Origin of the sequence: Pseudomonas sp. Y39-6 (genome assembly GCF_023651955.1) — a bacterium.
Taxonomy (GTDB): domain Bacteria; phylum Pseudomonadota; class Gammaproteobacteria; order Pseudomonadales; family Pseudomonadaceae; genus Aquipseudomonas; species Aquipseudomonas veronii.
In genome coordinates, this window is sequence record NZ_CP069594.1 from 2,657,584 (window position 1) to 2,679,433 (window position 21,850).

The 21,850-nt window shown below is 63.4% G+C and carries 17 protein-coding genes; 13 read left to right on the top strand and 4 right to left on the bottom strand.

Annotation, left to right across the window (positions count from 1 at the left end; translation table 11 throughout):
• The first annotated feature begins 154 nt into the window (after window positions 1-154).
• The 3 genes from JN756_RS12290 (at window position 155) to JN756_RS12300 (ending at window position 4,015) form a co-directional block, all read left to right on the top strand.
• Window positions 155-1,417, top strand: a complete 1,263-nt coding sequence (locus JN756_RS12290; protein ID WP_169865855.1) for a serine hydrolase domain-containing protein — start codon at window positions 155-157, stop codon at window positions 1,415-1,417.
• A gap of 116 nt (window positions 1,418-1,533) precedes the next feature.
• A complete protein-coding gene (locus JN756_RS12295) occupies window positions 1,534-2,871 on the top strand; it encodes an alginate export family protein (RefSeq protein ID WP_046383971.1) in 1,338 nt (445 codons plus the stop codon).
• Between the two features lie 40 nt (window positions 2,872-2,911).
• The gene (locus JN756_RS12300) at window positions 2,912-4,015 is read left to right on the top strand and encodes a polyamine ABC transporter substrate-binding protein (RefSeq protein ID WP_201022123.1); all 1,104 of its coding nucleotides are present in this window, start codon (window positions 2,912-2,914) and stop codon (window positions 4,013-4,015) included.
• 26 nt (window positions 4,016-4,041) lie between these two features.
• Here the strand turns inward: JN756_RS12300 and JN756_RS12305 are convergent, their stop codons facing one another.
• Both JN756_RS12305 and JN756_RS12310 read right to left on the bottom strand, forming a co-directional pair.
• Window positions 4,042-4,653 (bottom strand): TetR/AcrR family transcriptional regulator, encoded by a 612-nt coding sequence (locus JN756_RS12305; RefSeq protein ID WP_046383969.1) that lies wholly within the window; start codon window positions 4,651-4,653, stop codon window positions 4,042-4,044.
• A 98-nt stretch (window positions 4,654-4,751) separates the two neighbouring features.
• The gene (locus JN756_RS12310) at window positions 4,752-6,524 is read right to left on the bottom strand and encodes a sigma-54-dependent Fis family transcriptional regulator (RefSeq protein ID WP_201022124.1); all 1,773 of its coding nucleotides are present in this window, start codon (window positions 6,522-6,524) and stop codon (window positions 4,752-4,754) included.
• A gap of 270 nt (window positions 6,525-6,794) precedes the next feature.
• Here JN756_RS12310 and JN756_RS12315 point away from each other — a divergent pair, with 270 nt between their 5' ends.
• The 3 genes from JN756_RS12315 to JN756_RS12325 all read left to right on the top strand — a co-directional run bounded on the left by JN756_RS12315 (window position 6,795) and on the right by JN756_RS12325 (window position 10,124).
• Entirely contained in the window at window positions 6,795-8,270 is a 1,476-nt protein-coding gene (locus JN756_RS12315) for a benzaldehyde dehydrogenase (protein WP_046483790.1), read from the top strand.
• A gap of 57 nt (window positions 8,271-8,327) precedes the next feature.
• Window positions 8,328-9,095 carry a coniferyl-alcohol dehydrogenase gene (locus JN756_RS12320; protein ID WP_057005578.1) on the top strand — a complete coding sequence of 256 codons (768 nt, stop codon included), beginning with the start codon at window positions 8,328-8,330 and terminating at the stop codon, window positions 9,093-9,095.
• 81 nt (window positions 9,096-9,176) lie between these two features.
• A complete protein-coding gene (locus JN756_RS12325; RefSeq protein ID WP_057005579.1) occupies window positions 9,177-10,124 on the top strand; it encodes a SphA family protein in 948 nt (315 codons plus the stop codon).
• Here the strand turns inward: JN756_RS12325 and mhpT are convergent.
• Window positions 10,121-11,350, bottom strand: a complete 1,230-nt coding sequence (mhpT, locus tag JN756_RS12330) for a 3-(3-hydroxy-phenyl)propionate transporter MhpT (RefSeq protein WP_017847936.1) — start codon at window positions 11,348-11,350, stop codon at window positions 10,121-10,123. The two genes, JN756_RS12325 and mhpT, sit on opposite strands and share 4 nt — an antisense overlap.
• Window positions 11,351-11,662: 312 nt before the next feature.
• Here mhpT and JN756_RS12335 point away from each other — a divergent pair, with 312 nt between their 5' ends.
• Window positions 11,663-12,988 carry an OprD family porin gene (locus JN756_RS12335; protein WP_057005581.1) on the top strand — a complete coding sequence of 442 codons (1,326 nt, stop codon included), beginning with the start codon at window positions 11,663-11,665 and terminating at the stop codon, window positions 12,986-12,988.
• Between the two features lie 4 nt (window positions 12,989-12,992).
• Here the strand turns inward: JN756_RS12335 and JN756_RS12340 are convergent, their stop codons facing one another.
• The gene (locus JN756_RS12340) at window positions 12,993-13,481 is read right to left on the bottom strand and encodes a MarR family winged helix-turn-helix transcriptional regulator (protein WP_046483785.1); all 489 of its coding nucleotides are present in this window, start codon (window positions 13,479-13,481) and stop codon (window positions 12,993-12,995) included.
• A 213-nt stretch (window positions 13,482-13,694) separates the two neighbouring features.
• On the opposite strand from JN756_RS12340, the gene JN756_RS12345 reads away from it, so the two are divergent.
• The 6 genes from JN756_RS12345 to JN756_RS12370 all read left to right on the top strand — a co-directional run bounded on the left by JN756_RS12345 (window position 13,695) and on the right by JN756_RS12370 (window position 21,847).
• Window positions 13,695-14,525, top strand: coding sequence for a p-hydroxycinnamoyl CoA hydratase/lyase (locus tag JN756_RS12345; protein ID WP_017847933.1), 831 nt, complete (start codon window positions 13,695-13,697; stop codon window positions 14,523-14,525).
• A gap of 108 nt (window positions 14,526-14,633) precedes the next feature.
• Window positions 14,634-16,082 carry an aldehyde dehydrogenase gene (locus JN756_RS12350; protein WP_046383962.1) on the top strand — a complete coding sequence of 483 codons (1,449 nt, stop codon included), beginning with the start codon at window positions 14,634-14,636 and terminating at the stop codon, window positions 16,080-16,082.
• Between the two features lie 62 nt (window positions 16,083-16,144).
• Window positions 16,145-18,019, top strand: a complete 1,875-nt coding sequence (locus JN756_RS12355; protein WP_201022125.1) for a feruloyl-CoA synthase — start codon at window positions 16,145-16,147, stop codon at window positions 18,017-18,019.
• Entirely contained in the window at window positions 18,016-19,257 is a 1,242-nt protein-coding gene (locus JN756_RS12360; RefSeq protein WP_079443500.1) for a thiolase family protein, read from the top strand. The genes JN756_RS12355 and JN756_RS12360 overlap by 4 nt, the downstream gene beginning before the upstream one ends.
• 42 nt (window positions 19,258-19,299) lie before the next feature.
• The gene (locus JN756_RS12365) at window positions 19,300-21,054 is read left to right on the top strand and encodes an acyl-CoA dehydrogenase family protein (RefSeq protein WP_201022126.1); all 1,755 of its coding nucleotides are present in this window, start codon (window positions 19,300-19,302) and stop codon (window positions 21,052-21,054) included.
• Window positions 21,055-21,133: 79 nt separating this feature from the next.
• On the top strand, window positions 21,134-21,847 hold the full coding sequence (locus JN756_RS12370; RefSeq protein WP_057005584.1) for a GntR family transcriptional regulator: 714 nt from the start codon (window positions 21,134-21,136) through the stop codon (window positions 21,845-21,847).
• The last annotated feature ends 3 nt before the right edge of the window (window positions 21,848-21,850 follow it).

Below are 21,850 nucleotides of genomic sequence, written 5' to 3' on the forward strand. Positions count from 1 at the left end.
GCGAATGTGCCGCGCACCGCCGGCGACCGGCTCGATGCAGCGATAGCGGAGTGAGTGTTATCGAGTAAAAAGTTTTATTGACTAAAGATAAATATCGGGTAATGATTTCTGCGCATCTGCTCTCATGCAGAGTCATCTCCAGGGTCATCTCCCGATGAGTCATAAAAACCCGTCTTTTCTTGCGACGCTTTACGTCGAGGCCACTGAATCGTCGTCGGCCACTTGCGCGGCCCCTTTGCTGATGCATGGCTTTCCCGCCGAGCCGGAACACCGAGTCACGTGGCACAACTGGATGCGTCCGCCCTTCAGCCAGTGGGGGTTCCGCAACCTGGCGCGCTTGCGCCCCACCATTGACGTACCGGCGGGTCCAGGGTCGGTCGGTACGCTCAAGCAGGCTCCCAAAGCGCTGGACCAGCTGTGTTTCGACAGTGAGTGTGGGCTGAGCATCAGCGTTATCGACCACCTCGAGGCCAGCCAGACCGACGCCTTTTTGGTGATGCAGGGCGACACGGTATTGTTCGAGCGCTACTTCAACGGTCAGCAGGCCTGCGACCGGCACATCATGTTTTCGGTGACCAAGTCGCTGATCGGCACCCTTGGCGAACAGCTGGTTTCCAGTGGCGTGCTCGAGCCTGGGTTACCCGTCGCGTACTACGTGCCCGAACTGGTGGGCAGCGCGTTTGGCGATGCGACGGTGCGCCAGTTGTTCGATATGGCGGTGGGCATCGACTACAGCGAGGTGTACGACGATCCCAACTCGGAGAGCTCGCAGTACGGTTACGCCTGCGGGTTTCAACCGGCACCGGCGCAATACGCTCAATTCGAGTCGTTGTACCAGTACCTGCCATCCCTCAAAAAGCGCGCCAGCCACGGTGGCTTTTTCCATTATGTGACCGCGACCACCGAAGCCTTGGCTTGGGTCATGGAGCGCGCCTCGGGCAAGGCCTGCAGTCAGTTGTTGGCAGAAATCTGGAGCCGGCTGGGCTGTGATCGCGACGGCTATTTCATGGCTGATCCCTGGGGACGTAACGTCGCCGGGGCGGGTTTCAGTGCGACGTTAAGAGACATGGCGCGCTTCGGTCGTCTGCTGGCCAACGATGGTTGTCACGAGGGGGTTGAGCTGCTGTCGCCCGAGACCGTGGCACGTATCGCCGCCGGCGGGGATCCGGCGATCTACGCGCAAAATGCCGAGTTCTCCGGCTGGACACCGGGTGCGTCCTATCGAAGCCAGTGGTACGTGTTCAACGATCACAGCCAGGCCCTGATGGCCGGTGGCATCCACGGCCAGTACCTGTTCATCGACAAGCCCTCCGGCGTGGTGATCGTCAAGCAATCGTCGCTGACCGATGCGGTCGGCCCGTTCGATGCCGATAGCGTGCGAATGCTGCGCGCTATCAGCGCTCACCTGAGTCACTGACACACCCCGAAAAATAAGAGTCTTGCGTTCTATTCACCTGGCTTTGCCATGTGTTGGCGGCGCTTTGCGTCGCCATTGACTGCCCTGTAACAACAATAATCACACAGGAGCTTCTTATGGTTTTCATCAAGCGTTTCTCTCGAGCGCTCATAGCGGTCGGCTTACCCTTGACCACCCACGTCGCGTTGGCGGGCTACACCTTTGAGGACGGCGATCTCAAGGGCGAAGTCAACCTCACCGCGGGGGGCGCGACGCTATCAACCCGCGGCGTCAACTTCGGCAGCGGCCGGGTCGATGCGCGCAACGGTAAAAATGGCGGCACCAAGATCGACTGGCAAGAGTTCTACGTAAAACCCGGGGTCAAACTCGAGTATGCGTTGCAACCCGATTTCAGCTTGCTGGCCGGCGGTTCCCTGGTCGCGGCAAGCACGTTCGGCGACGGCGACGCGGGCGGCTTTACCCGCAGTTCCGACGGCAAGGTTGCCGCTGAAGAACTGTACGGCGGGTTCCGCGCCGGTGAGTGGAAGTTCACGGCTGGCCGCCAGAACTACATGGTCGGTACGGGCTTCATCGTCATGGACGGCAACCTGGACCAGCTCAAGGACGGCGCCTACTGGCTGGGCCCTCGAACCGCCTTCAAGGATTCGGCGATCCTGGCCTGGGAACATGGCGCCTTGAAGTCTCAGGCATTCACCCTGCGCACCGACGATGACCTGGGTGATTTCCGCATGACCGGCGTCAACCTCGATTACAACCTCGACGACCAAGTGACCCTGGGCGCCATGGCCATGCGGGTCAACGCCCTGGGGCCCAAAGGCAGCACGCTGCCTCGTCGTCGCGACGGCATGCAGGTGTACAACCTGCGGGCGCTCAATGCCAAGGTGCCCGGCGTACCGGCGCTGACTCTGAATGCGGAGTACGCGTTGGAGCGCGGTAGCGGCGAGGGGGTCGATTACGATGCCAACGCCTGGTACGGCCAGGCCGACTATGCCTTCAGCACGTTGCCGTTGACGCCTGTCATCGGTTATCGCTACGCGAGCTTTTCCGGTGATGACAACCTCAGCGATAACCGCCAGAAAGCCTGGGACCCGTTGAGCAAGGGCTTCGTCGACTGGAGTACGTGGCTCGTCGGCGACGTGGTCGGCAACTACCTGCTGTTCAACAGCAACGAAAATGTCCAACAGTTCTCGCTCAAGACCCACCTCAACGAGACCCTGACCCTCGGCGCCATTCACTACCAGTTCTGGCTCGATGAGAAAAACTACATGGGTGCGGCGGTCCGCGATCGGCGCTTTGCCGATGAGAGCGTGATATTCCTCGACTGGACGCCCACGCCGTCGTTCTATACGTCGCTGTCCTATAACTGGGTCAAACCACTGGCCGCCGCCAAGCAGGTGTTCGGTGACGACCAGACCTTCAGTGCGTTGGAACTGTATTTCACCTATCGCTATTAAGTGCCGCGAGCCTTTGCGGCCGCGCTGGAGTGTTTTTATCATGAACAGTTTTTTGCGTAATACCCTGCTGGGCACAGTCGCTTCGTTGTTGATCAGCGGTTTTTGCCTGGCCGAAGAACGAACCGTAAGGATCTACAACTGGATCGAATACCTGCCGCCGGAAGTGCTCAAGAGCTTCCAGGAAGAGACCGGAATCCACCCGATCTACGATGTATTCGACAGCGCCGAAACCATGGAGTCCAAGCTGCTGACGGGAAACTCCGGGTATGACGTGGTATTCCCGGGCACCGCCAACCTGGGGCACCTGATCACCGCCGGTGCCGTCCAACCGTTGGACCGCGCGCAGTTGCCGAACTGGCAGCACCTGGACCCCGAGTTCATGAAATCCCTGGAAGCGGTGGGGGACACCGGCAACCGCTACGCCGTGCCTTACCTATGGGGCACCACATTGATCGGCTACAACGTCGACAAGGTGCGTAAAGCCTTGGGCGCCGACGTGCAGATGAACAGCTGGGACATCATCTTCAAGGAAGAAAACCTCGCCAAGCTCGCCAGTTGTGGCGTGGGTTTCCTCGACGCCGGCAACGAGATCCTGCCGATTGCCTTGCACTACAAGGGCCTCGACCCCAATAGCCAGAAGCGTGAGGACTATGTGCAAGCCCAGGCCGTGATGATGAAGATTCGCCCTTACGTCACTTACTTCAACTCGTCGCGCTACGGCATGGACCTGGCCAACGGTGATATCTGTGTGGGCGTGGGCTGGTCCGGCGGTGTCGCATTGGCCACGCGACTGGCAGATGCCGCCGGCAAGGGCGTCAAGGTCGAGATGGCACTGCCCAAGGAAGGCGCGCCGATGTGGGCGGACGTGATGATGATCCCGGCCAATGCGCCCGATACTGCAGAGGCCCATGCGTTCATCAATTACATCCTGCGCCCGGACGTGATTGCGCGCATCAGCAACAAGATCGGCTACCCCAACCCGAACAAGGACGCCACTGCGCTGGTGGACGCCAGCATCCGCAACGACCCCAACATGTATGTGCCGGAGGAAGCGCGCAAGACCCTGTTCGCCCTGGAGCCGATCCCGGCCGCCGTGGAGCGCATCCGTACCCGCACCTGGACCGCCATCAAGAGCAACCGCTGATCAGGATGGCCTGACCCCGCAATGGGTCAGGCCTGCATACCGTAAAACAGCAACTCGGTGATACGCCTGACCTGGGTAGAGTGCGCGTCGATATCCGGGTGTTCCTGGTTCACCAGTCGGAACAGTTGCAGGTGCGAATAGTCGTTCAACAGGAACGCGGCCAATTCCACATCGAGCTGCGGGCGCAGCTTGCCGGCCCGTTGCAATTCCCGCAGCAATTCGCTGATTTCGGCCCTGAGCGCATCGTTCATGGCCCGATAGCCTGCCGGCAGTTCATTGTTGCCACCGAAGAGAATCAGCGGCAGCAGTTCACGCCACAGGCTGGGGTGCATGACTTCCAACGCATAGCCGGTAAGCAGGCGTTCCAGGTGGCAGAGCGCCTCGACCGGGTCGTCTATTTCGTGGATCCGGCTGCGGGTGTCGGTGATCGCGCGTTGATCGGCGTGGTGCAGGATTTCCAGGATGATTTCCTGCTTGTTGCCGAAGTACTTGAACACCGTCGGCGGCGACACCCCGGCCTGGCTGGCGATCTGTTCGATGGTGGTGTTCTGGAAACCCTGGCGCTCAAACAGTTCGATCGCGGCCTTGCTGATGGCTTGCCGGCGTTCGGCTTTCTGACGTTCACGCAGTCCGCTCACAGGAGATCCTTGTCACGAGTAAAAAGAGGGGCGCTTGTCGCCCCCGTATCCCTGCAAAATACTTAATTGGGTAAAGCTTTTAAAGCACTAATTGCCATTCAAGGGGTTTGCCGCTGATGCTTCTTCAGTCGGTAGGCAAATTGAGCGCGGCTGAGCCCCACGAGCCTGGCGGCGGCGGCCAGGTTGCCGGCGTTTTGTTGCAGCGCTTCATTGATCAGGCGCGATTCAAGGCCGTCGATGGAAAACCCCTGGTCCAGCTGGCCAAGGGTGTCCAGCAGTGCAGGGCGGGGCGCTGTGGTGGTTAGCTGCGGCCCGCTATTTGACAGGCTGCCGTGGTCGTCCAGGCCATAGGGATCGGCGGGCATCGGCTCGTTGCGAAACAGGTGCACCAGGTCAATCGCTTGGCCTTCGTCGCTGGCGATCAGGCCGCGTTCGATCAGGTTTTGCAGCTCGCGCACATTGCCCGCGAAGTCATAGCGCAGCAAAACCTTCAGGGCGCGCATGGTCAGGCCCGCCGGCGTTCGCGCGTATTCCTGGCAGAAGCGCGTGAGGAATGCGTTGATCAGCAGCGGGATGTCGTCCCTGCGTTCGCGTAGCGGTGGCAGGGCGATGGGGTAGACATTCAGCCGGTAGAACAGGTCTTCACGAAACGTACCGTCAGCCACGGCTTTACGCAGGTCGATATTGGTGGCGGCGACCACGCGCACGTCCACCTTGATACCGCGCACGCCGCCGACCCGTTCGATTTCCCGCTCCTGCAAGGCCCGCAGCAACTTGCTCTGCCCGCCCAGGCTGAGGCTGGTGATTTCATCCAGGAACAGCGTGCCGCCCTGGGCCCGTTCGAAACGTCCAGGGCGCGAGTGCGTCGCGCCGGTATAGGCACCGCGTTCGACACCGAAGAGTTCGGCCTCGATCAGGTTATCCGGAATGGCGGCGCAATTGAGCGCCACGAACGGGCCGTCATGGCGGTGACTGAGCTGGTGCAACTGGCGCGCAAACATCTCCTTGCCCACCCCGGACTCACCGCTGATCAACACCGTTGCCGGGGTCAGCGCGACGCGTTGCAGGGCTTGTGTCGCGGCGTTGAACGCCGCGCTGGCGCCCACCAGCGTTTGCGGCGGGTTGGCCCTGGCGCTGTGGCTCACCGGGTGCTCGGGCGTGGGCGCGAGCGTGGTGCTGGTGACGGCTTGGGACACATTCAGGTAGCGCAGGTCTTGCTCGACGTCACCCCATTGCTCGGCCGTCTTGCCGATCACCCGACAGCTGCGGTGGCCCATGCCACGGCATTCCACTTCGCGGAAAATCACCATTTGCCCGAACAGGCCACTGACGAAACCGATGGCATAGCCGGTTTCAGTCCAGCACACCGGGTCCTGGCCGATGCCGTAGGCGCGCACATGCTCATCGGCCTCGCAGGAGTGGTGCCAGAGGAACTCACCTTCATAGAACCCCGAATCGGCATCGAACTTGAAGTGCAGCGGCTCAACCTTGGTCATGCCCTCCAGGGTGTGCAGGTGTGTCCCGGCGCGAAACACCGCGGCGGCATCGGCCTGTGGCCAGCGCTCGCGTATCAACCGCGCATCCCGCGCGCCGGAGGCATAACCGGTGCGGGTGAACAGGCCGCGCGCCTGCTCCAGGCCCAGGCGCTCGATGACCTCCCCGCGCAGGGCGCCGAACGACGAACTGTGCAGCAACAACATGCGTTGATCGTTGAGCCAGATACGCCCGTCTTCGGGAGAAAAAAACAGGCAGTCGGTCAGTTCCGCCGGCGTGGGCGAGCTGCCGGCACTGAGTTGGCGGCTGTCGCCGCGCGGATGGAAGGCCGCATTGGCCACCCGGTCGTCGGGCAGCGCACTGGGGGGATTAGTCATTGTTATGCCCCTGCAAAGCGAGTGAACGATATGAGTAACTGCTCAGATAGTTATTAAACATAACCTTATCAATTGAACAAGTGGCAGGGCCCCGGTTCTTGCAGGCAACCGCTCGGTGGGGTGTGAGCGCAGCGCGGCGGGCCTCGACCCAGAGCCCTCGACGCGTTACGTCAGCAGCTTTGCGCGTAAGCGGCACAGCCTTTGCTCAAGGCTTGATGCGGCGTTTGCACCCTGTGCAGGCGATGACAATTACAAGAACTCGGAGTTGCCATGTCAGTGTCTGAAACCACTCACTTTCTACAGCGGGCCATTGCGTCCGAATGCCTGTTCAACGGCGATTGGATACCCGCCTCGGGGTCCGTGATCCCAGTGATCGAACCCGCCACCGGCGAACCCCTGATGCGCTGCGCCATGGCCACCCCGGCCGACATCGCCATCGCCTGCCGCAACGCGGCCCTGGCGCAGCCGGCATGGGCTGCATTCGGTCCACGGGAGCGCGCCGAGGTGTTTCGCAAGGCGGCGGACCTGGCTCAGCAGTCCTTCGCGGAACTGGCGCTGTATGTCGCGCGGGAAACCGGCGGCGCCTTGTTCAAGGGTGAACACGAAGTGCGCGAAGCGATAGTGCTGCTGCATCAGGCGGCGGGGCTGTTGTCCCAACCGCACGGGGTGGTGCTGCCCAGTGAAGCCGGGCGCCTGTCCTATGCGCGGCGTCAGCCCCATGGCGTGGTCGGGGTGATTTCGCCGTTCAATTTTCCGCTGATCCTGTCGCTGCGCTCGGTGGCGCCGGCGCTGGCGGCGGGCAATGCGGTGGTGCTCAAGCCCGACCCGCAGACGCCGGTCAGCGGTGGTTTTCTCATCGCCCGGCTGTTCGAGGAGGCGGGCTTGCCCAAGGGCCTGCTGCAGGTGTTGCCCGGCGCTGCGCCGGAGGGGGAGGCGCTGTGCCGCGATCCGAATGTGCGGATGATTGCGTTCACCGGATCCACCGCGGCGGGGCGCAAAGTCGCCGAAGTGGCGGGGCGACACCTGAAAAAAGTCGCGCTGGAACTGGGCGGCAAAAACCCGCTGATCATTCTCGAAGACGCCGACCTCGACCTGGCCGCGAGCAATGCCGCCTGGGGCGCCTGGATGCACCAGGGGCAGATCTGCATGGCGACCGGCTTGATTCTCGCCCACGAATCCATCGCCGAACGCCTCACGCGCAAGCTGGTGGACAAGGCCCGGGCGTTGACGGTGGGCAATGCCGCCCGCGGTGAGGCCGCGCTCGGCCCATTGATCAACCAACGGCAATTGCAGCGCGTACACGCAATCGTCAGCGACAGCCTGCAAGCGGGCGCGCGGTTGGAGGCGGGCGGCGAATATGACCGGTTGTTCTACCAGCCCACCGTGCTCAGTGGCGTGCGTCCGGGTATGCGCGCGTTTGAGGATGAAATCTTCGGCCCGGTGGCCACGGTGGTCAGCTTCGCCACGGACGAGGAGGCCATCGAACTGGCCAACCGCACCGAGTACGGCCTGTCGGCCGCCATCATCTCGCCGTCGGTCGGGCGCGCCATGGCCATCGGCGAGCGGCTTGACTGCGGCCTGCTGCATATCAACGACCAGACCGTGGCCGACGAATGCATCAACCCGTTCGGCGGGCGCGGCGCCTCCGGTAATGGCGGCAGCGTGGGCGGGCCGGCCGACTGGGACGAGTACAGCCAGTGGCAGTGGGTCACGCTGAAAAATACACCGCCTGCCTATCCGTTCTGAGCCCTGGCTCATCGGTTTGATCCACCCATGCCTATACAAAAACAAGAGGGCTTGAACATGAACCTGCAGAACAAAACCTTGATCGTCACTGGCGTCGCTTCCGGCATTGGCGCCGAGCTGGCGCGGCTTGCGCGCTTCCAGGGGGCCACGGTGATCGGCGTTGATCGCCATGCACCGCAACTGACCCTGGATAGCTTCGTCCAGGCTGACCTGGGCGACCCTGCCAGCATCGATGCGCTGGTGGCACGCCTGCCGGCGCGCATCGATGGGCTGTGCAACATTGCCGGCGTGCCCGGTACGGCGCCCTTGCAAGCGGTGGCCACGGTCAATTACCTGGGGCTGCGGCACCTGACTCAATCGCTGCTGCCACGCATGCCGGCGGGCGGCAGCATCGTCAATGTCGCCTCGGTCCTCGGCGCGCAATGGCCGCAACGGCTGGAGCGGCACAAGGCCCTGGCCGCGACGCCAAGCTTCGAGGCAGGGCAGCAGTGGCTGGCGGCCAACCCGGTGGAGCAGGACAACTGTTATCAGTACTTCAAGGAAGCGCTGATCGTGTGGAGCTTCCAGCAATCCCAGGGCTGGTTTCGCGATCACTCGGTACGCATCAACTGCGTCGCGCCGGGGCCGGTGTTTACCCCGATTCTCGGCGATTTCGTCAGCATGCTCGGGCCGGAGCGGGTGGCCGCAGACAGCCAGCGCATGACCCGGCCAGCCCTGGCCGATGAGGTGGCGGCGGTGATTGCCTTCCTCTGCTCGGACGCTGCGCGCTGGGTCAACGGGGTCAATCTGCCGGTGGATGGTGGCTTGGCCGCGACCTACGTGTAGCGCTTGCAACGGCGCTAAACCCCGGCGCGGCGCCTTCGCGCCGGGGGTCTTGAACAACAACAAAAATACAGGACATCCAAGATGCTCAAGCCTATCTTGCGGACGGTTGCGGCCATGCCTTTTGTCGCACTGTCATCGATTGCACACGCTTACGACCTGCCCGGGCTCAACCTCGGCAGCACCAGTTTCTACGACGGCTCACCGGCCCCGGCCGGCCCTGGCTGGTACCTGGAGGAATACCTGACGTACTCCCGAGCCAGCCGCTTCAATGACGCCAACGGTCACAAGCTGGCGTTGCCCAAGCAGGACCTGGACGTGGTGGCGCCCACCACGCAGATCATCTACCTCGGGCAACCCCTGGCCAATGGTGCGATGCCGGGACTCACCCTGATCAACACCTCCCTGGTCCACGCAGATGTCGACGATGGCTTGAACAATGCGGCGCTGAGTTCTCGCGCCGGGTTTGGTGATGTGACTGTGGGGCCCTTCCTGCAACTGCCGACCCTGAGCCGCGCGGATGGCAGCCCGTTGTTGACCCAACGTGTCGAAGCCGATATCTCGGTGCCGGTGGGGGCCTATGACCGCAAGCGCTCGATCAACCCAGGCAGCAACTTCTGGTCATTCAACCCGTATTACGCGGCAACGTACTGGTTCAGCCCGAAGTGGTCGGCGAGCGGGCGTTTCATGTACCTGTGGAATGGCAAGAATGATGAGCCGCAGGCCGGCTTTGGGGATGTTTCCGATACCCAGGCCGGCCAGGCGTTGCATGCCAACCTGACCGTGCAATATGCCTTGAGCCAGCAACTGAGCGTGGGGGTGAACGGCTACTGGTTGAAGCAGATCACCGACACCCAGGTGGACGGGCACGCCGTGAGCGGGCGCCGGGAGAAGGTCTGGGCCATGGGCCCAGGCCTGTTATACGCCTTCAACAAGGAGAACGTGCTATCGGTGAACGCCTACTTTGAACAGCAGGCTGAGAACCGCACCGAGGGCAACAAACTGGTGCTCAATTGGCTGCACAAGTTCTAGGCTTTGGTGTGCCCGGCCGCTTCCGGGGTGGACAGGTTCAGTGGCGCCTTACGCACCATGACGGTGATGATAGCCAGCGCCGCGATCGCCAACCCGGGGGAGGTCGCCAGCAGGACGCCTGTGGTGCCCGCACCTGCGGCGAGCAGTTGTCCCGCCGCCAGCGGTCCGGCCACCGAGCCCAGCCGGCCGATGGCCACGGCCGCACCGACGCCGGTGGCGCGCACCGCCGTTGGATAGGAGGGCGGTGCCGATGCATAGAGCACCAACTGCGCGGCCATGACGAACAAGCCCGCGGCGAAACCGGCGATGGCCATGGGCACGATGCCCACCGACAGCCCGACCCCGGCCAGGGCCGCGAGCAGCCCGGCATACACGAACAGCACCACTCTGAGGGCATTGCAGCGGTCCAGCAGGACACCGCCGAGCAGCGAGCCAAGGGCGCCGCCGATGTTGAACAGCATCTGCACCATGCCCGCCTGGGGTTTGCTGAAGCCTTGTTCGAGCAACAACGACGGCAGCCAGTTGAGCAGCATGTACATCACAGTCAGGGTGAAGAAGTAGCTGAGCCACAAGGCCAGCGTGGTGCCTGCGCGCCCTTCGCCGAACAGCGCCTGGCGAGTGGAGGGGCGGGCACTGAGGGTATTGTCGAGCTGTTGGCGAAAGGCGTTGGACTCGGGCAGCAGCAGGATCATCAACGGCACGGCCAGCAAGGGCGCCAGGCCGCCGATGATAAAGGTGGTCTGCCAGTGTTCACTGGAAAACATCGCCACCACCGCCGCCAATGCGCCGCCCAACGGCACGCCGCAGTACATCACACTGATGGCGGTGCCCCGGCTGCGTTCGCTGACCGCTTCGGCGCACAGCGCGATCAGGTTGGGCAGCGCGGCACCCAGCCCGAGGCCGGTCAGAAAGCGCACCAACAGCAGGCTCGAGTAGCTTTCGACAAACGCGGTGCAAAGCGAGAACAGCCCGAACAGCAGCACGGCGATCACCAGGATTTTCTTGCGCCCGATTCGGTCGGCGACCCAGCCACCGAAAAACGCCCCCGGCAGCAGGCCAATGATCCCGACGCTGAACACCCAACCGAGCATCTTCGGGTCCAGGGCAAAACTCTGGCGCAACCCCGCGGCGGCGGTTCCGGCGGCTTGCAGATCGAACCCTTCGATCAGCGCAACGATAAAGCACAACGCGATAGTCAGCGTCGAACGACGCGATGGACTGTCCATGGGCAAACCTCATTGTTGTTGTTTTTGTTGTGGTGGCGAGCGCAAGTGGCTGCTGCTGATTAAGATAACAAAGATAACTAAAAAATGAATGGCGTATTAAAAATGCTAAAAACAGTAAATAAGTGCTTTAAATTCATGATGTTGTGATGCGTGTCAGTGTTCATCATAAAAATAGATAGCTTTATTAATGTTCGATTATCGGTCAGTTGCTGTTGACGAGTGCCGTCGGCTGTTTCCATTCTCTATTGGCGAAGCCGAACGGGCCGAGCGTGTGCCACCCCCAAAAACAACAACAAAAAATGGACAACGAACATGCCAAAACTCCCGATGGAGGACGCCGTTGCAGTGGCGTCCGTCTCCTGTGTGTCGAACCGCAAGCCAGGCCTGGTTATGGCGTTGCTGGCCTTGAGCGTGTTGCCCTCCCAGCTGTGGGCGGCCGGCTTTATCGACGACAGCCACGGCACCTTGACCCTGCGCAATTACTATCTGGATCGCGACTACAAGGACGACGGTGCAAAGACCGCTGCGCGAGAATGGGCCCAGGCGTTCATCCTCAACCTGGAATCGGGGTACACCCCGGGCCCGCTGGGCTTTGGCCTGGATGTGCGCGGGTTGATGGGGGTCAAGCTCGATTCTTCGCCGGACCGCAGCGGCACCGAGTTGTTGCCGGTGTCGGCCAGCGACAAGCGTGCCGCCGATGAGTACTCGCGCCTGGCGCCGACCGCCAAGATGCGGTTTGCCCAAACCACCGTGAAGACCGGTGACGTGTCGATCTTCCTGCCGTTCGCCTTTGCCAGCCCGTCGCGCCTGCTGCCGCAAACCTTTCGCGGCACCACCTTGAGCTCCAAGGATATCGACGGCCTGACCTTCAATACCGGCTATATCGACCGCATCAACAAACGCGACTCCACCAGCTACCAGGCCATGACCATCGCCTCGCCCAACCGGCGTTTCAACGCCACCGCCACCACTTCGCACCTGGCTTACGTCGGCGGTGACTACCAGGTCAACAAAGACCTCAGCCTGCGCGCCTATCACTCGCAGATAGCCGACCTCTACCAGCAGGACACCCTGGCGTTGCTGCACAATCTGCCCGTGGGCGATGGCGTGCTCACCAGCGACTTGCGCAGTTTCTTCAGTCGCGAGGACGGCAGCGCCAAGGCGGGGAACGTGGATAACCGCAACCTCTCGGCGTTGTTTGGCTACCGCCTGGGCGGTCACAAATTCAGCCTGGGCTACATGCATTCCAGTGGGGAGACGGCCACGCCCTATATCTCCGGGACGGAGCTGATGGGCATGAGCGAACTGACCATGAGTTCGGACTTTCTCAACGCCAAGGAGCGCACCTGGCAGGCGATCTATGACTATGACTTCGCGGCTTCCGGTTTACCGGGCCTGAAGGGCCGGCTGCGTTACGTGCGCGGCGATAACATCGAGCTGGCGGCATTCAACGCCGAGGATCGCAAGGAGCGCGAGTTCCAGATGGAGCTGGGCTACGTGATCCAGAGCGGCCCGCTGAAGAATGTCGGGCTGCTGGCGCGCAAGTCGATCTATCGCAATGACTTCCCGGCTGGCGCGGCATTTCGCGATGAAAACCAGACCCGTTTCCTGGTGCTCTACACCGTGGCGCTCTGGTAAGCCGTCAGTCCTGATACACCTTCTTCAGCAAGCGCAGCAGCTCTGCACGTTCCTCACCGTCCAGGGCTGCGGTGGAGTCCAGGTCACTCTGGACGGCGATCTCTTTGAGCGCCTTGAGCAGGGTTTCGCCGGTCTTGCTGAGGAAGATCCCATAGGAGCGCTTGTCTGGTTTGCAGCGCACACGCACGGCGAGGGCGCGGCTTTCCAGCTTGTTCAGCAACGGCACCACCTGGGGCGGCTCAATCGCCAGCGCGCGAGCCAGGTCGGTCTGCATCAGGCCGGGATTCTGCTCGATGATCGCCAGGGCCGAGAACTGAGCGGGGCGCAGGTCGTGCTCGGCAAGCCGACCGATCAGGTTCTGGAACAGCTTGAGCTGCGCACGCCGTATGGCGTAGCCGATCAGGTCGTCCAGGGCCGAATCCAGCGGCGCACGCCCCTCGGTGGTGTCGGGCAGGGCCAGGTTGGCGTCGGCGATGTTGGAAGGCTTGGCCATTGACAGTGCAATCCTCAGAAGGTGGAGGTTAAGAAAGCTATCTAGTTTGCCGAGGTTCGCGAGCCATGGCTATGCCGGCTTTTCATAACGCCCGAGCGGCTTAGGTTTTACAAGGGGAAAATATTGGTTATTAAGGTTAATAGTTAATTGACATAACTATATTTGCAGTTTAATTTCGAATCATCTTCCAACCAAGAACAAGAGCGTACCGTCATGAGCAATTACGAAGGCCGTTGGACCACCGTCAAGGTTGAAATCGAGGAAGGCATTGCCTGGGTCATTCTCAATCGCCCGGAAAAACGCAACGCCATGAGCCCGACCCTGAACCGCGAAATGATCGACGTCCTGGAAACCCTGGAGCAGGACCCCGACGCCGGCGTGCTGGTACTGACCGGTGCCGGTGAAGCCTGGACCGCCGGCATGGACCTCAAGGAATACTTTCGCGAAGTGGATGCCGGCCCGGAAATCCTCCAGGAGAAAATCCGCCGCGAAGCCTCGCAATGGCAATGGAAACTGCTGCGCATGTACGCCAAGCCCACCATCGCCATGGTCAATGGCTGGTGCTTCGGCGGCGGCTTCAGCCCATTGGTGGCGTGCGACCTGGCGATCTGCGCCGACGAAGCCACCTTCGGCCTCTCGGAAATCAACTGGGGCATCCCACCGGGCAACCTGGTGAGCAAGGCCATGGCCGACACCGTGGGCCATCGTCAATCGCTGTACTACATCATGACCGGCAAGACCTTCGGCGGGCAGAAGGCCGCCGAGATGGGCCTGGTCAACGAAAGCGTACCGCTGGCGCAACTGCGCGAAGTGACCATCGAACTGGCGCGCAACCTGCTGGAGAAAAACCCGGTGGTGCTGCGGGCGGCCAAGCATGGCTTCAAGCGTTGCCGCGAACTGACCTGGGAGCAGAACGAGGATTACCTCTACGCCAAGCTCGATCAGTCGCGCCTGCTCGACACCGAAGGCGGCCGCGAGCAGGGCATGAAGCAGTTCCTCGACGACAAGAGCATCAAGCCCGGCCTGCAGACGTACAAACGCTGAGGCTGGCCGGCGAATGGCGGGCGCATCCCGCTGTTCGCCGCCTCACCCTGGCGCTACTGTGACATCGCTTGAATGCATTCCCCATAAAGACAATAAAGAGGAATCACCATGCTGGACGTGCCCCTGTTGATCGGCGGCCGGTCGTGCCCCGCCCGTGACGGTCGAACCTTCGAGCGTCGCAACCCGGTGACCGGTGAAGTGGTTTCGCGGGTTGCCGCCGCGACCCTGGACGATGCCGACGCCGCCGTGGCCGCAGCCCAGGCGGCGTTCCCCGGCTGGGCCGCGCTGGCGCCGAACGAACGCCGCACCCGGTTGCTCAAGGCGGCCGAGCACTTGCAGGCGCGCAGCGCCGAATTCATTGCCGCCGCTGGCGAAACCGGCGCCATGGCCAACTGGTATGGCTTCAACGTGCGCCTGGCGGCCAACATGCTGCGTGAAGCGGCGTCGATGACCACCCAGATCACCGGTGAAGTGATTCCCTCCGATGTCCCCGGCAGTTTCGCCATGGCTCTGCGTCAGCCGTGCGGCGTGGTGCTGGGGATTGCGCCGTGGAATGCCCCGGTCATCCTCGCCACGCGCGCTATCGCCATGCCGCTGGCCTGCGGCAATACCGTGGTGCTCAAGGCTTCGGAGTTAAGCCCGGCAGTGCATCGCCTGATTGGCCAGGTCTTGCAGGATGCCGGGCTGGGCGATGGCGTGGTCAACGTCATCAGCAACGCACCGGCCGATGCCGCCGCGATTGTCGAACGGCTGATCGCCAACCCGGCGGTGCGCCGGGTCAACTTCACCGGCTCGACCCATGTCGGGCGGATTGTCGGCGAACTCTCGGCGCGTCACCTCAAGCCTGCCTTGCTGGAGTTGGGCGGCAAGGCGCCGCTCCTGGTGCTCGACGACGCCGACCTGGATGCGGCGGTTGCCGCGGCAGCGTTTGGTGCCTACTTCAACCAGGGGCAGATTTGCATGTCCACTGAGCGCCTGATTGTCGATGCCAAGGTCGCCGATGCGTTTATCGCCAAGCTGACCGCCAAGGTCGCCAGCCTGCGCGCCGGTGACCCCGCGGCGGCGGATTCGGTCTTGGGTTCCCTGGTGGATGCCAGCGCCGGCACACGCATCAAGGCCCTGATCGACGATGCGCTGGACAAGGGCGCGCGGCTGGTCGCGGGCGGCCAGTTGGAGGGCAGCATCCTGCAGCCGACCCTGATCGATGGCGTCACCGAGAACATGCGCTTGTACCGCGAAGAATCCTTCGGCCCGGTGGCGGTGTTGCTGCGCGGTGACGGTGATGAAGCACTGCTGCGCCTGGCCAACGACTCCGAGTTCGGCCTGTCGGCGGCGATCTTCAGCCGCGACACCGGGCGTGCGCTGGCGCTGGCGCAGCGGGTGGAGTCGGGCATTTGCCACATCAACGGGCCGACCGTGCATGACGAGGCGCAGATGCCCTTTGGCGGGGTCAAGTCCAGCGGTTACGGCAGCTTTGGCGGCAAGGCGTCGATTGAACACTTCACGCAATTGCGCTGGGTGACCTTGCAGAACGGGCCGCGGCATTACCCGATCTGAGCAGGCGTCGCGACATAACAATAACAAGGCGGCTGTGATCCGCCTTGCTGGAGGACACCCTTGTGAGTTCCGAATTCAGACCGCAACCCCAGCCCGCACCGCGCTACCGCGAGGTCTCCATCGGCCACGCCCCGGTGGCGGTCACTGAAGAGCAGGGCGTGCTGCATATGCGTTCCCTGGAGCCATTGGCCGAGTTGCCGGCACGCTTGCTCGATCGTCTGGTGCATTGGGCCCGGGTGCGTCCCGAGCAGACCTTCATTGCCGCACGCCAGGCCGATGGTGACTGGCGTCGCGTCAGCTACGCGCAGATGCTTGAGAGCGTGCGGGCGATTGCCCAGGCCTTGCTGAGTTACGGCCTGTCGGCAGACAAGCCGCTGGCGTTGCTGTCGGGCAACGACATCGAGCATCTGCAACTGGCCCTCGGCGCGATGTACGCCGGTATCCCTTACTGCCCGGTGTCGCCGGCGTATTCGTTGTTGTCCCAGGACTTCGCCAAGCTGCGGCATGTATGCGACCTGCTGCAGCCGGGGCTGGTGTTCGTCAGCGATGCGGCGGCCTACCAGCGCGCGATCGACGCGGTATTGCCGGCCGAGACGCCGCTGATCTGCGTGCGCGGCCATGTGCCGGGACGCACCCAGGTCAGCTTCGCGAGCCTGCTGCAAACCCCGGGCGGCAGTGCGGCCGATCAGGCGTTCAATGCCACCGGCCCGGACAGCATCGCCAAGTTTCTTTTCACCTCGGGCTCGACCAAATTGCCCAAGGCGGTGATCACCACGCAACGCATGCTCTGCGCCAACCAGCAGATGCTGTTGCAGACGTTTCCGGTGTTCGGCGAAGAGCCGCCGGTGCTGGTGGACTGGTTGCCGTGGAATCACACCTTCGGCGGCAGCCACAACGTCGGCATCGTGCTCTACAACGGCGGCACCTTTTACCTCGACGCTGGCAAGCCCACGGCCCAGGGGTTTGCCGAGACCCTGCGCAACCTCAAGGAGGTGTCGCCCACGGCCTATCTGACGGTGCCCAAGGGTTGGGAAGAGTTGGTCAGCGCCCTGGAGCAGGATGCCGAGTTGCGCGAGTGCTTTTTTGCGCGAATGAAATTGTTTTTCTTCGCCGCCGCGGGCCTGTCGCAAAGTGTCTGGGACCGCCTCGACCGGGTGGCCGAACAGCACTGCGGAGAACGCATCCGCATGATGGCCGGGCTGGGCATGACCGAAGCCGCGCCATCCTGCACCTTCACCACCGGGCCGTTGTCCATGGCCGGCTATATCGGTTTGCCCGCGCCGGGCTGCGAGGTGCGCCTGGTGCCGGTGGACGGCAAGTTCGAAGGGCGCTTTCGCGGGCCGCACATCATGCCGGGGTACTGGCGGGCGCCGGAACAAACCGCCGAGGTGTTCGACCCGCACGGCTTCTATTGTTCGGGGGACGCGATCAAGCTCGCCGACCCGAATCGGCCGCAACTGGGGCTGATGTTCGACGGGCGCATCGCCGAGGATTTCAAACTGTCCTCCGGGGTGTTTGTCAGCGTCGGGCCGTTGCGTAATCGCGCGGTGCTGGAAGGCTCGCCGTATGTGCAGGACCTGGTGATTGCCGCGCCGGACCGCGAATGCCTGGGCGCCCTGGTCTTCCCCAGGCTCTACGAATGCCGCCGGCTGGCGGGCTTGAACGCCGACGCGAGCGACGCCGACGTACTCGCCAGCGCGCCGGTGCGCCGGTGGTTCGGCGACTGGTTGCAGCGCCTCAATCGCGACGCCACCGGCAATGCCAGCCGTTTGGAATGGATTGCCTTGCTCGACGAGCCGGCGTCTATCGACCGTGGGGAAATTACCGACAAGGGGTCGATCAACCAGCGTGCGGTACTGCAATGGCGCGCGGCCAAGGTCGAGGCGCTGTATCGCGGTGAAGATGCTGCGATCCTGCGTGCCGAGCCCAAGCCTTGAGCGGCGTGGGGCAGTATTCGGCGTTTGCCGACGTGGCGATTTACGAGGCGCTACGCACGCCGTGGGTCGACCTCGGTGGCGCCTTGTCCCTGGTCTCGCCCATCGACCTAGGGATCAAGGTCGGCCGTGAAGTCCTGGCCCGTGCCGGTATCGACCCGCTGGCGGTGGACAGCGTGCTGGCCGGCTCCATGGCCCAGGCCAGCTTCGATGCCTATTTGCTGCCGCGGCATGTCGGGTTGTACAGCGGCGTGGCGCAATCGGTCCCGGCGCTGGGGGTGCAGCGCATCTGCGCCACGGGTTTCGAGCTGTTGCGCCAGGCCGCTGAGCAACTGCGCGACGAGGTGCAACTGGCCTTGTGCGTGGCCAGTGAGTCGATGTCCCGCAACCCGATTGCGGCCTACACCCACCGGGATGGGTTTCGTCTCGGTGGCGAAGTGCAATTCAAGGATTTTCTCTGGGAAGCCCTATACGACCCGGCCCCGGGGCTGGACATGATCGCCACCGCCGACCACCTGGCGCGCCGCCATGGCCTGAGCCGCGAGGCCGTGGACCGTTACGCCTGCGCGAGCCATCAGCGTGCGTTGCAGGCGCAGCGTGACGGCGCGTGGGCTGAAGAGATCGTGACGGTCGATAACCAAGTGTTCGAGCTGGAGGGGTATCAGCCGCGTGGCATCAGCCTGGCGCGCCGCGCCGCTGCCGTCACCCAGGACAGCCACCCACGGCCCACCGACCTTGCGGCCCTGGCACGCTTGCGCGCCGTGCATGCCAATGGCGTGCAAACCGCTGGCAACAGCTGCGCGGTGGTCGATGGTGCGGCGGCAGCCCTGGTCGGGCGCGCCTCGGCCTGCCCGCGTGTGCCCCTGGCCCGGCTGCTGGCCAGCGCGGTGGTCGGTGTGGCGCCGGAGTTCATGGGCATCGGTCCGGCGCCGGCGATCCGCTTGCTGCTGCATCGCAGCGGGTTGAGCCTGGATGACATCGGCCGTTTCGAGATCAACGAAGCGCAGGCGGCCCAGGTATTGGCGGTGGCCCAGGAACTGGAGCTGGACAGCACCCGGCTCAACGTCCAGGGCGGTTCGCTGGCGGTGGGGCATCCACTGGCCGCCACCGGCCTGCGCTTGGTCATGACGCTGGCCGGGCAATTACGCCGGCACAACCTGCGCTACGGGATTGCCGCTGCGTGCGTCGGCGGTGGGCAGGGCATGGCGTTGTTGATCGAGAACCCGGCCTATCGCGGTTGAGCGTTCAACGGTGTAACTCCTTTTTATTCGATGAGGTTTGCCATGTGGAGCTATCAGGCGCCGCTGCGCGATATGCAATTTGTGCTTGAACATTGGCTGCAAGCCCCCCAGGCGTGGAGCCATGTTCCGGCGTTCGAAGCGTTGGACATGTCTCTCGCCGTTCAAGTGTTGGAGGAAGCGGCGCGCTTCAGCCAGGGGGTGCTGGCGCCCCTGAACAGTAGCGGCGATCGTCAAGGCTGTCGCTGGAACGCCGGCCAGGTCAGCACGCCGGACGGTTTCGCCGAGGCCTATCGCGCCTATGTCGACGGTGGCTGGCCGGCCTTGGCGTGCGCTGAAGGGCAGGGCGGCCAGGGGTTGCCGCAACTGCTCGACGCGGCGCTGCAAGAGATGCTCTACGCCTGCAACCACGCGTGGGCCATGTACACCGGGATCGCCCACGGCGCCTACCTCTGCCTCAAGACCCACGCCGCGCCCTGGTTGCAGGCGCGTTACTTGCCCGAGATCATCAGTGGGCATGCCTTGCCCACCATGTGCCTGACCGAGCCCCAGGCCGGCAGCGATGTCGGGTTGCTGCGCTGTCGCGCGACCCCCGAGGGCGATGGCCGTTATCGCCTGCAGGGCAACAAGTTGTTTATCTCCGGCGGCGAGCACGACCTCACGCCCAATATCCTGCACCTGGTACTGGCGCGCCTGCCCGATGCGCCGCCGGGCAGTCGCGGCCTTTCACTGTTCCTGGTGCCCAAGCGACTGGACGACGGCCAGGCCAACGCTGTGCATTGCGACGGCATTGAACACAAGATGGGCATCAAGGGCAGCGCCACGTGCTCGCTGGTGTTCGACGGCGCCCTAGGCTGGCTGATCGGCGATGCCAACCGCGGCCTGGCGGCGATGTTCGTGATGATGAACTCGGCGCGCCTGCATGTCGGCCTGCAAGGCCTGGGGCATGTCGAGGCGGCTTGGCAGAACGCTGCGCAGTACGCCGCCGAGCGCGTGCAAATGCGTGCGCCGTCGAGGCCGCAAGGGGTATCGGCCCAAGCGGCTGACCCTATCCGTTATCACCCGGCGATGCGCCGCGTGTTGCTGGAGTTGCGCACGGCCAGCGAGGGGATGCGGGCCATCGGTTATTGGGCCGCGCATTTGCTCGATCAGGCCGAGCATGACCCGGACCCGCAAGCACGAGCGTGCGCCGGTCAACTGGCGCAGTTGCTGACGCCGATCATCAAGGCGTTTTTCACCGAGCAGGGTTTCCGTCAGGCGAGCAATGCCTTGCAGGTCTTCGGCGGTTACGGCTACGTCGCCGAGTTCGCCATCGAGCAAACGCTGCGCGACAGTCGCATCGCGATGATCTATGAGGGCAGCAACGAGATCCAGGCCAATGACCTGCTGCTGCGCAAGGTGCTGGGCGACGAGGGGCGGGCCTTCGACTTGCTGCTGGCAGTGCTGCGCACCGAGGCCGGGCAGGGCGGCCAATGCGCCGCGTGTGCAGGTTTCGCCGACGCGCTGGGCAGCCTGTGTGACGCGCTGGCCCGTGTGGTCGAGGCCATACGTGAACGGGCGCTGGAAGACAGCGAGTACCCCTATCGGGCCGCGCCGGACTTTCTCCAGTTATGCGGCGTGGCCCTGCTGGCCCTGGCATGGGCGCGGGCCGCTCGGGTTTCCCGGGCATTGCCCGAGGACGATCCGTTGCGCGCCGCCAAGCTGCAAAGCGCCGGGTTCTTTTTCGATTACCTGCCGTCCCGGTTGGCGCAGCACCTGGGCGCGATAGACGCGGCACGCGCGGCGTTGGCGTTCGTCTGACGCGGTCGGATGCTTACGGTACTACTTGCGGTACTACTAGCGGTACTATGGCGACCCACGTTTTCTGGAAGTTGCCTGGATGAGTAAACCCGGTCAATTGGTGCTGGTTGCACTGCGCAAGATGATCGCCAGCGGCGAGTTGGCGGCGGGCGAGCGGCTGATGGAGATTCCCACGGCGCAACTGTTCGGTGTGTCACGCATGCCCGTGCGTATGGCGTTCCGTACCCTCGAGCAGGAAGGGCTGCTGGTGCCGTTTGGCGGGCGTGGGTATCAGGTGCGTTCGGTCAGCCCGGATGACATTGCCGGCGCCGTCGAAGTGCGTGGCGTGCTCGAGGGCCTGGCTGCGCGTCAAACCGCCGAGCGCGGGTTGTCCGACGTGGCGCGTGCCACCCTCGAGCGCTGCCTGGTGGAAGGCGATCAACTGTTCGACAAAGGGTACGTGACCGAGGACGACCTTGAGGTCTATCACGACCTGAACATGCGCTTTCACCGCGTCATTGTGGAAGGCAGCCACAACCCGGCGATCGCCGACGCACTGGCACGCAATGATCACCTGCCGTTCGCATCGGTCACCGCGCTGGCGGTGGATCGCGACGACATGGTCCGCGAATACCGGCGTTTCAACTATGCCCACATGCAACATCACTCGGTCTTCGATGCCCTGGTCAATCGCCAGGGCGCGCGGGCCGAAGCGATCATGCGCGAGCACGCCAACGCGACCTTGCGCTATGCCGAGATCTTCGGTTCCGCGACCGCCAACGCGCGGATGAAGGTCATTTTGCCCACGGCGTGACGC

Excerpts from the sequence above, each read along its gene's own strand:
- JN756_RS12290 (WP_169865855.1), top strand. The coding sequence starts at position 155 with ATGAGTCATAAAAACCCGTCTTTTCTTGCGACGCTTTACGTCGAGGCC.
- JN756_RS12295 (WP_046383971.1), top strand. The coding sequence starts at position 1,534 with ATGGTTTTCATCAAGCGTTTCTCTCGAGCGCTCATAGCGGTCGGCTTA.
- JN756_RS12300 (WP_201022123.1), top strand. The coding sequence starts at position 2,912 with ATGAACAGTTTTTTGCGTAATACCCTGCTGGGCACAGTCGCTTCGTTG.
- JN756_RS12310 (WP_201022124.1), bottom strand. The coding sequence starts at position 6,524 with ATGACTAATCCCCCCAGTGCGCTGCCCGACGACCGGGTGGCCAATGCG.
- JN756_RS12315 (WP_046483790.1), top strand. The coding sequence starts at position 6,795 with ATGTCAGTGTCTGAAACCACTCACTTTCTACAGCGGGCCATTGCGTCC.
- JN756_RS12320 (WP_057005578.1), top strand. The coding sequence starts at position 8,328 with ATGAACCTGCAGAACAAAACCTTGATCGTCACTGGCGTCGCTTCCGGC.
- JN756_RS12325 (WP_057005579.1), top strand. The coding sequence starts at position 9,177 with ATGCTCAAGCCTATCTTGCGGACGGTTGCGGCCATGCCTTTTGTCGCA.
- mhpT (WP_017847936.1), bottom strand. The coding sequence starts at position 11,350 with ATGGACAGTCCATCGCGTCGTTCGACGCTGACTATCGCGTTGTGCTTT.
- JN756_RS12335 (WP_057005581.1), top strand. The coding sequence starts at position 11,663 with ATGCCAAAACTCCCGATGGAGGACGCCGTTGCAGTGGCGTCCGTCTCC.
- JN756_RS12340 (WP_046483785.1), bottom strand. The coding sequence starts at position 13,481 with ATGGCCAAGCCTTCCAACATCGCCGACGCCAACCTGGCCCTGCCCGAC.
- JN756_RS12345 (WP_017847933.1), top strand. The coding sequence starts at position 13,695 with ATGAGCAATTACGAAGGCCGTTGGACCACCGTCAAGGTTGAAATCGAG.
- JN756_RS12350 (WP_046383962.1), top strand. The coding sequence starts at position 14,634 with ATGCTGGACGTGCCCCTGTTGATCGGCGGCCGGTCGTGCCCCGCCCGT.
- JN756_RS12365 (WP_201022126.1), top strand. The coding sequence starts at position 19,300 with ATGTGGAGCTATCAGGCGCCGCTGCGCGATATGCAATTTGTGCTTGAA.
- JN756_RS12370 (WP_057005584.1), top strand. The coding sequence starts at position 21,134 with ATGAGTAAACCCGGTCAATTGGTGCTGGTTGCACTGCGCAAGATGATC.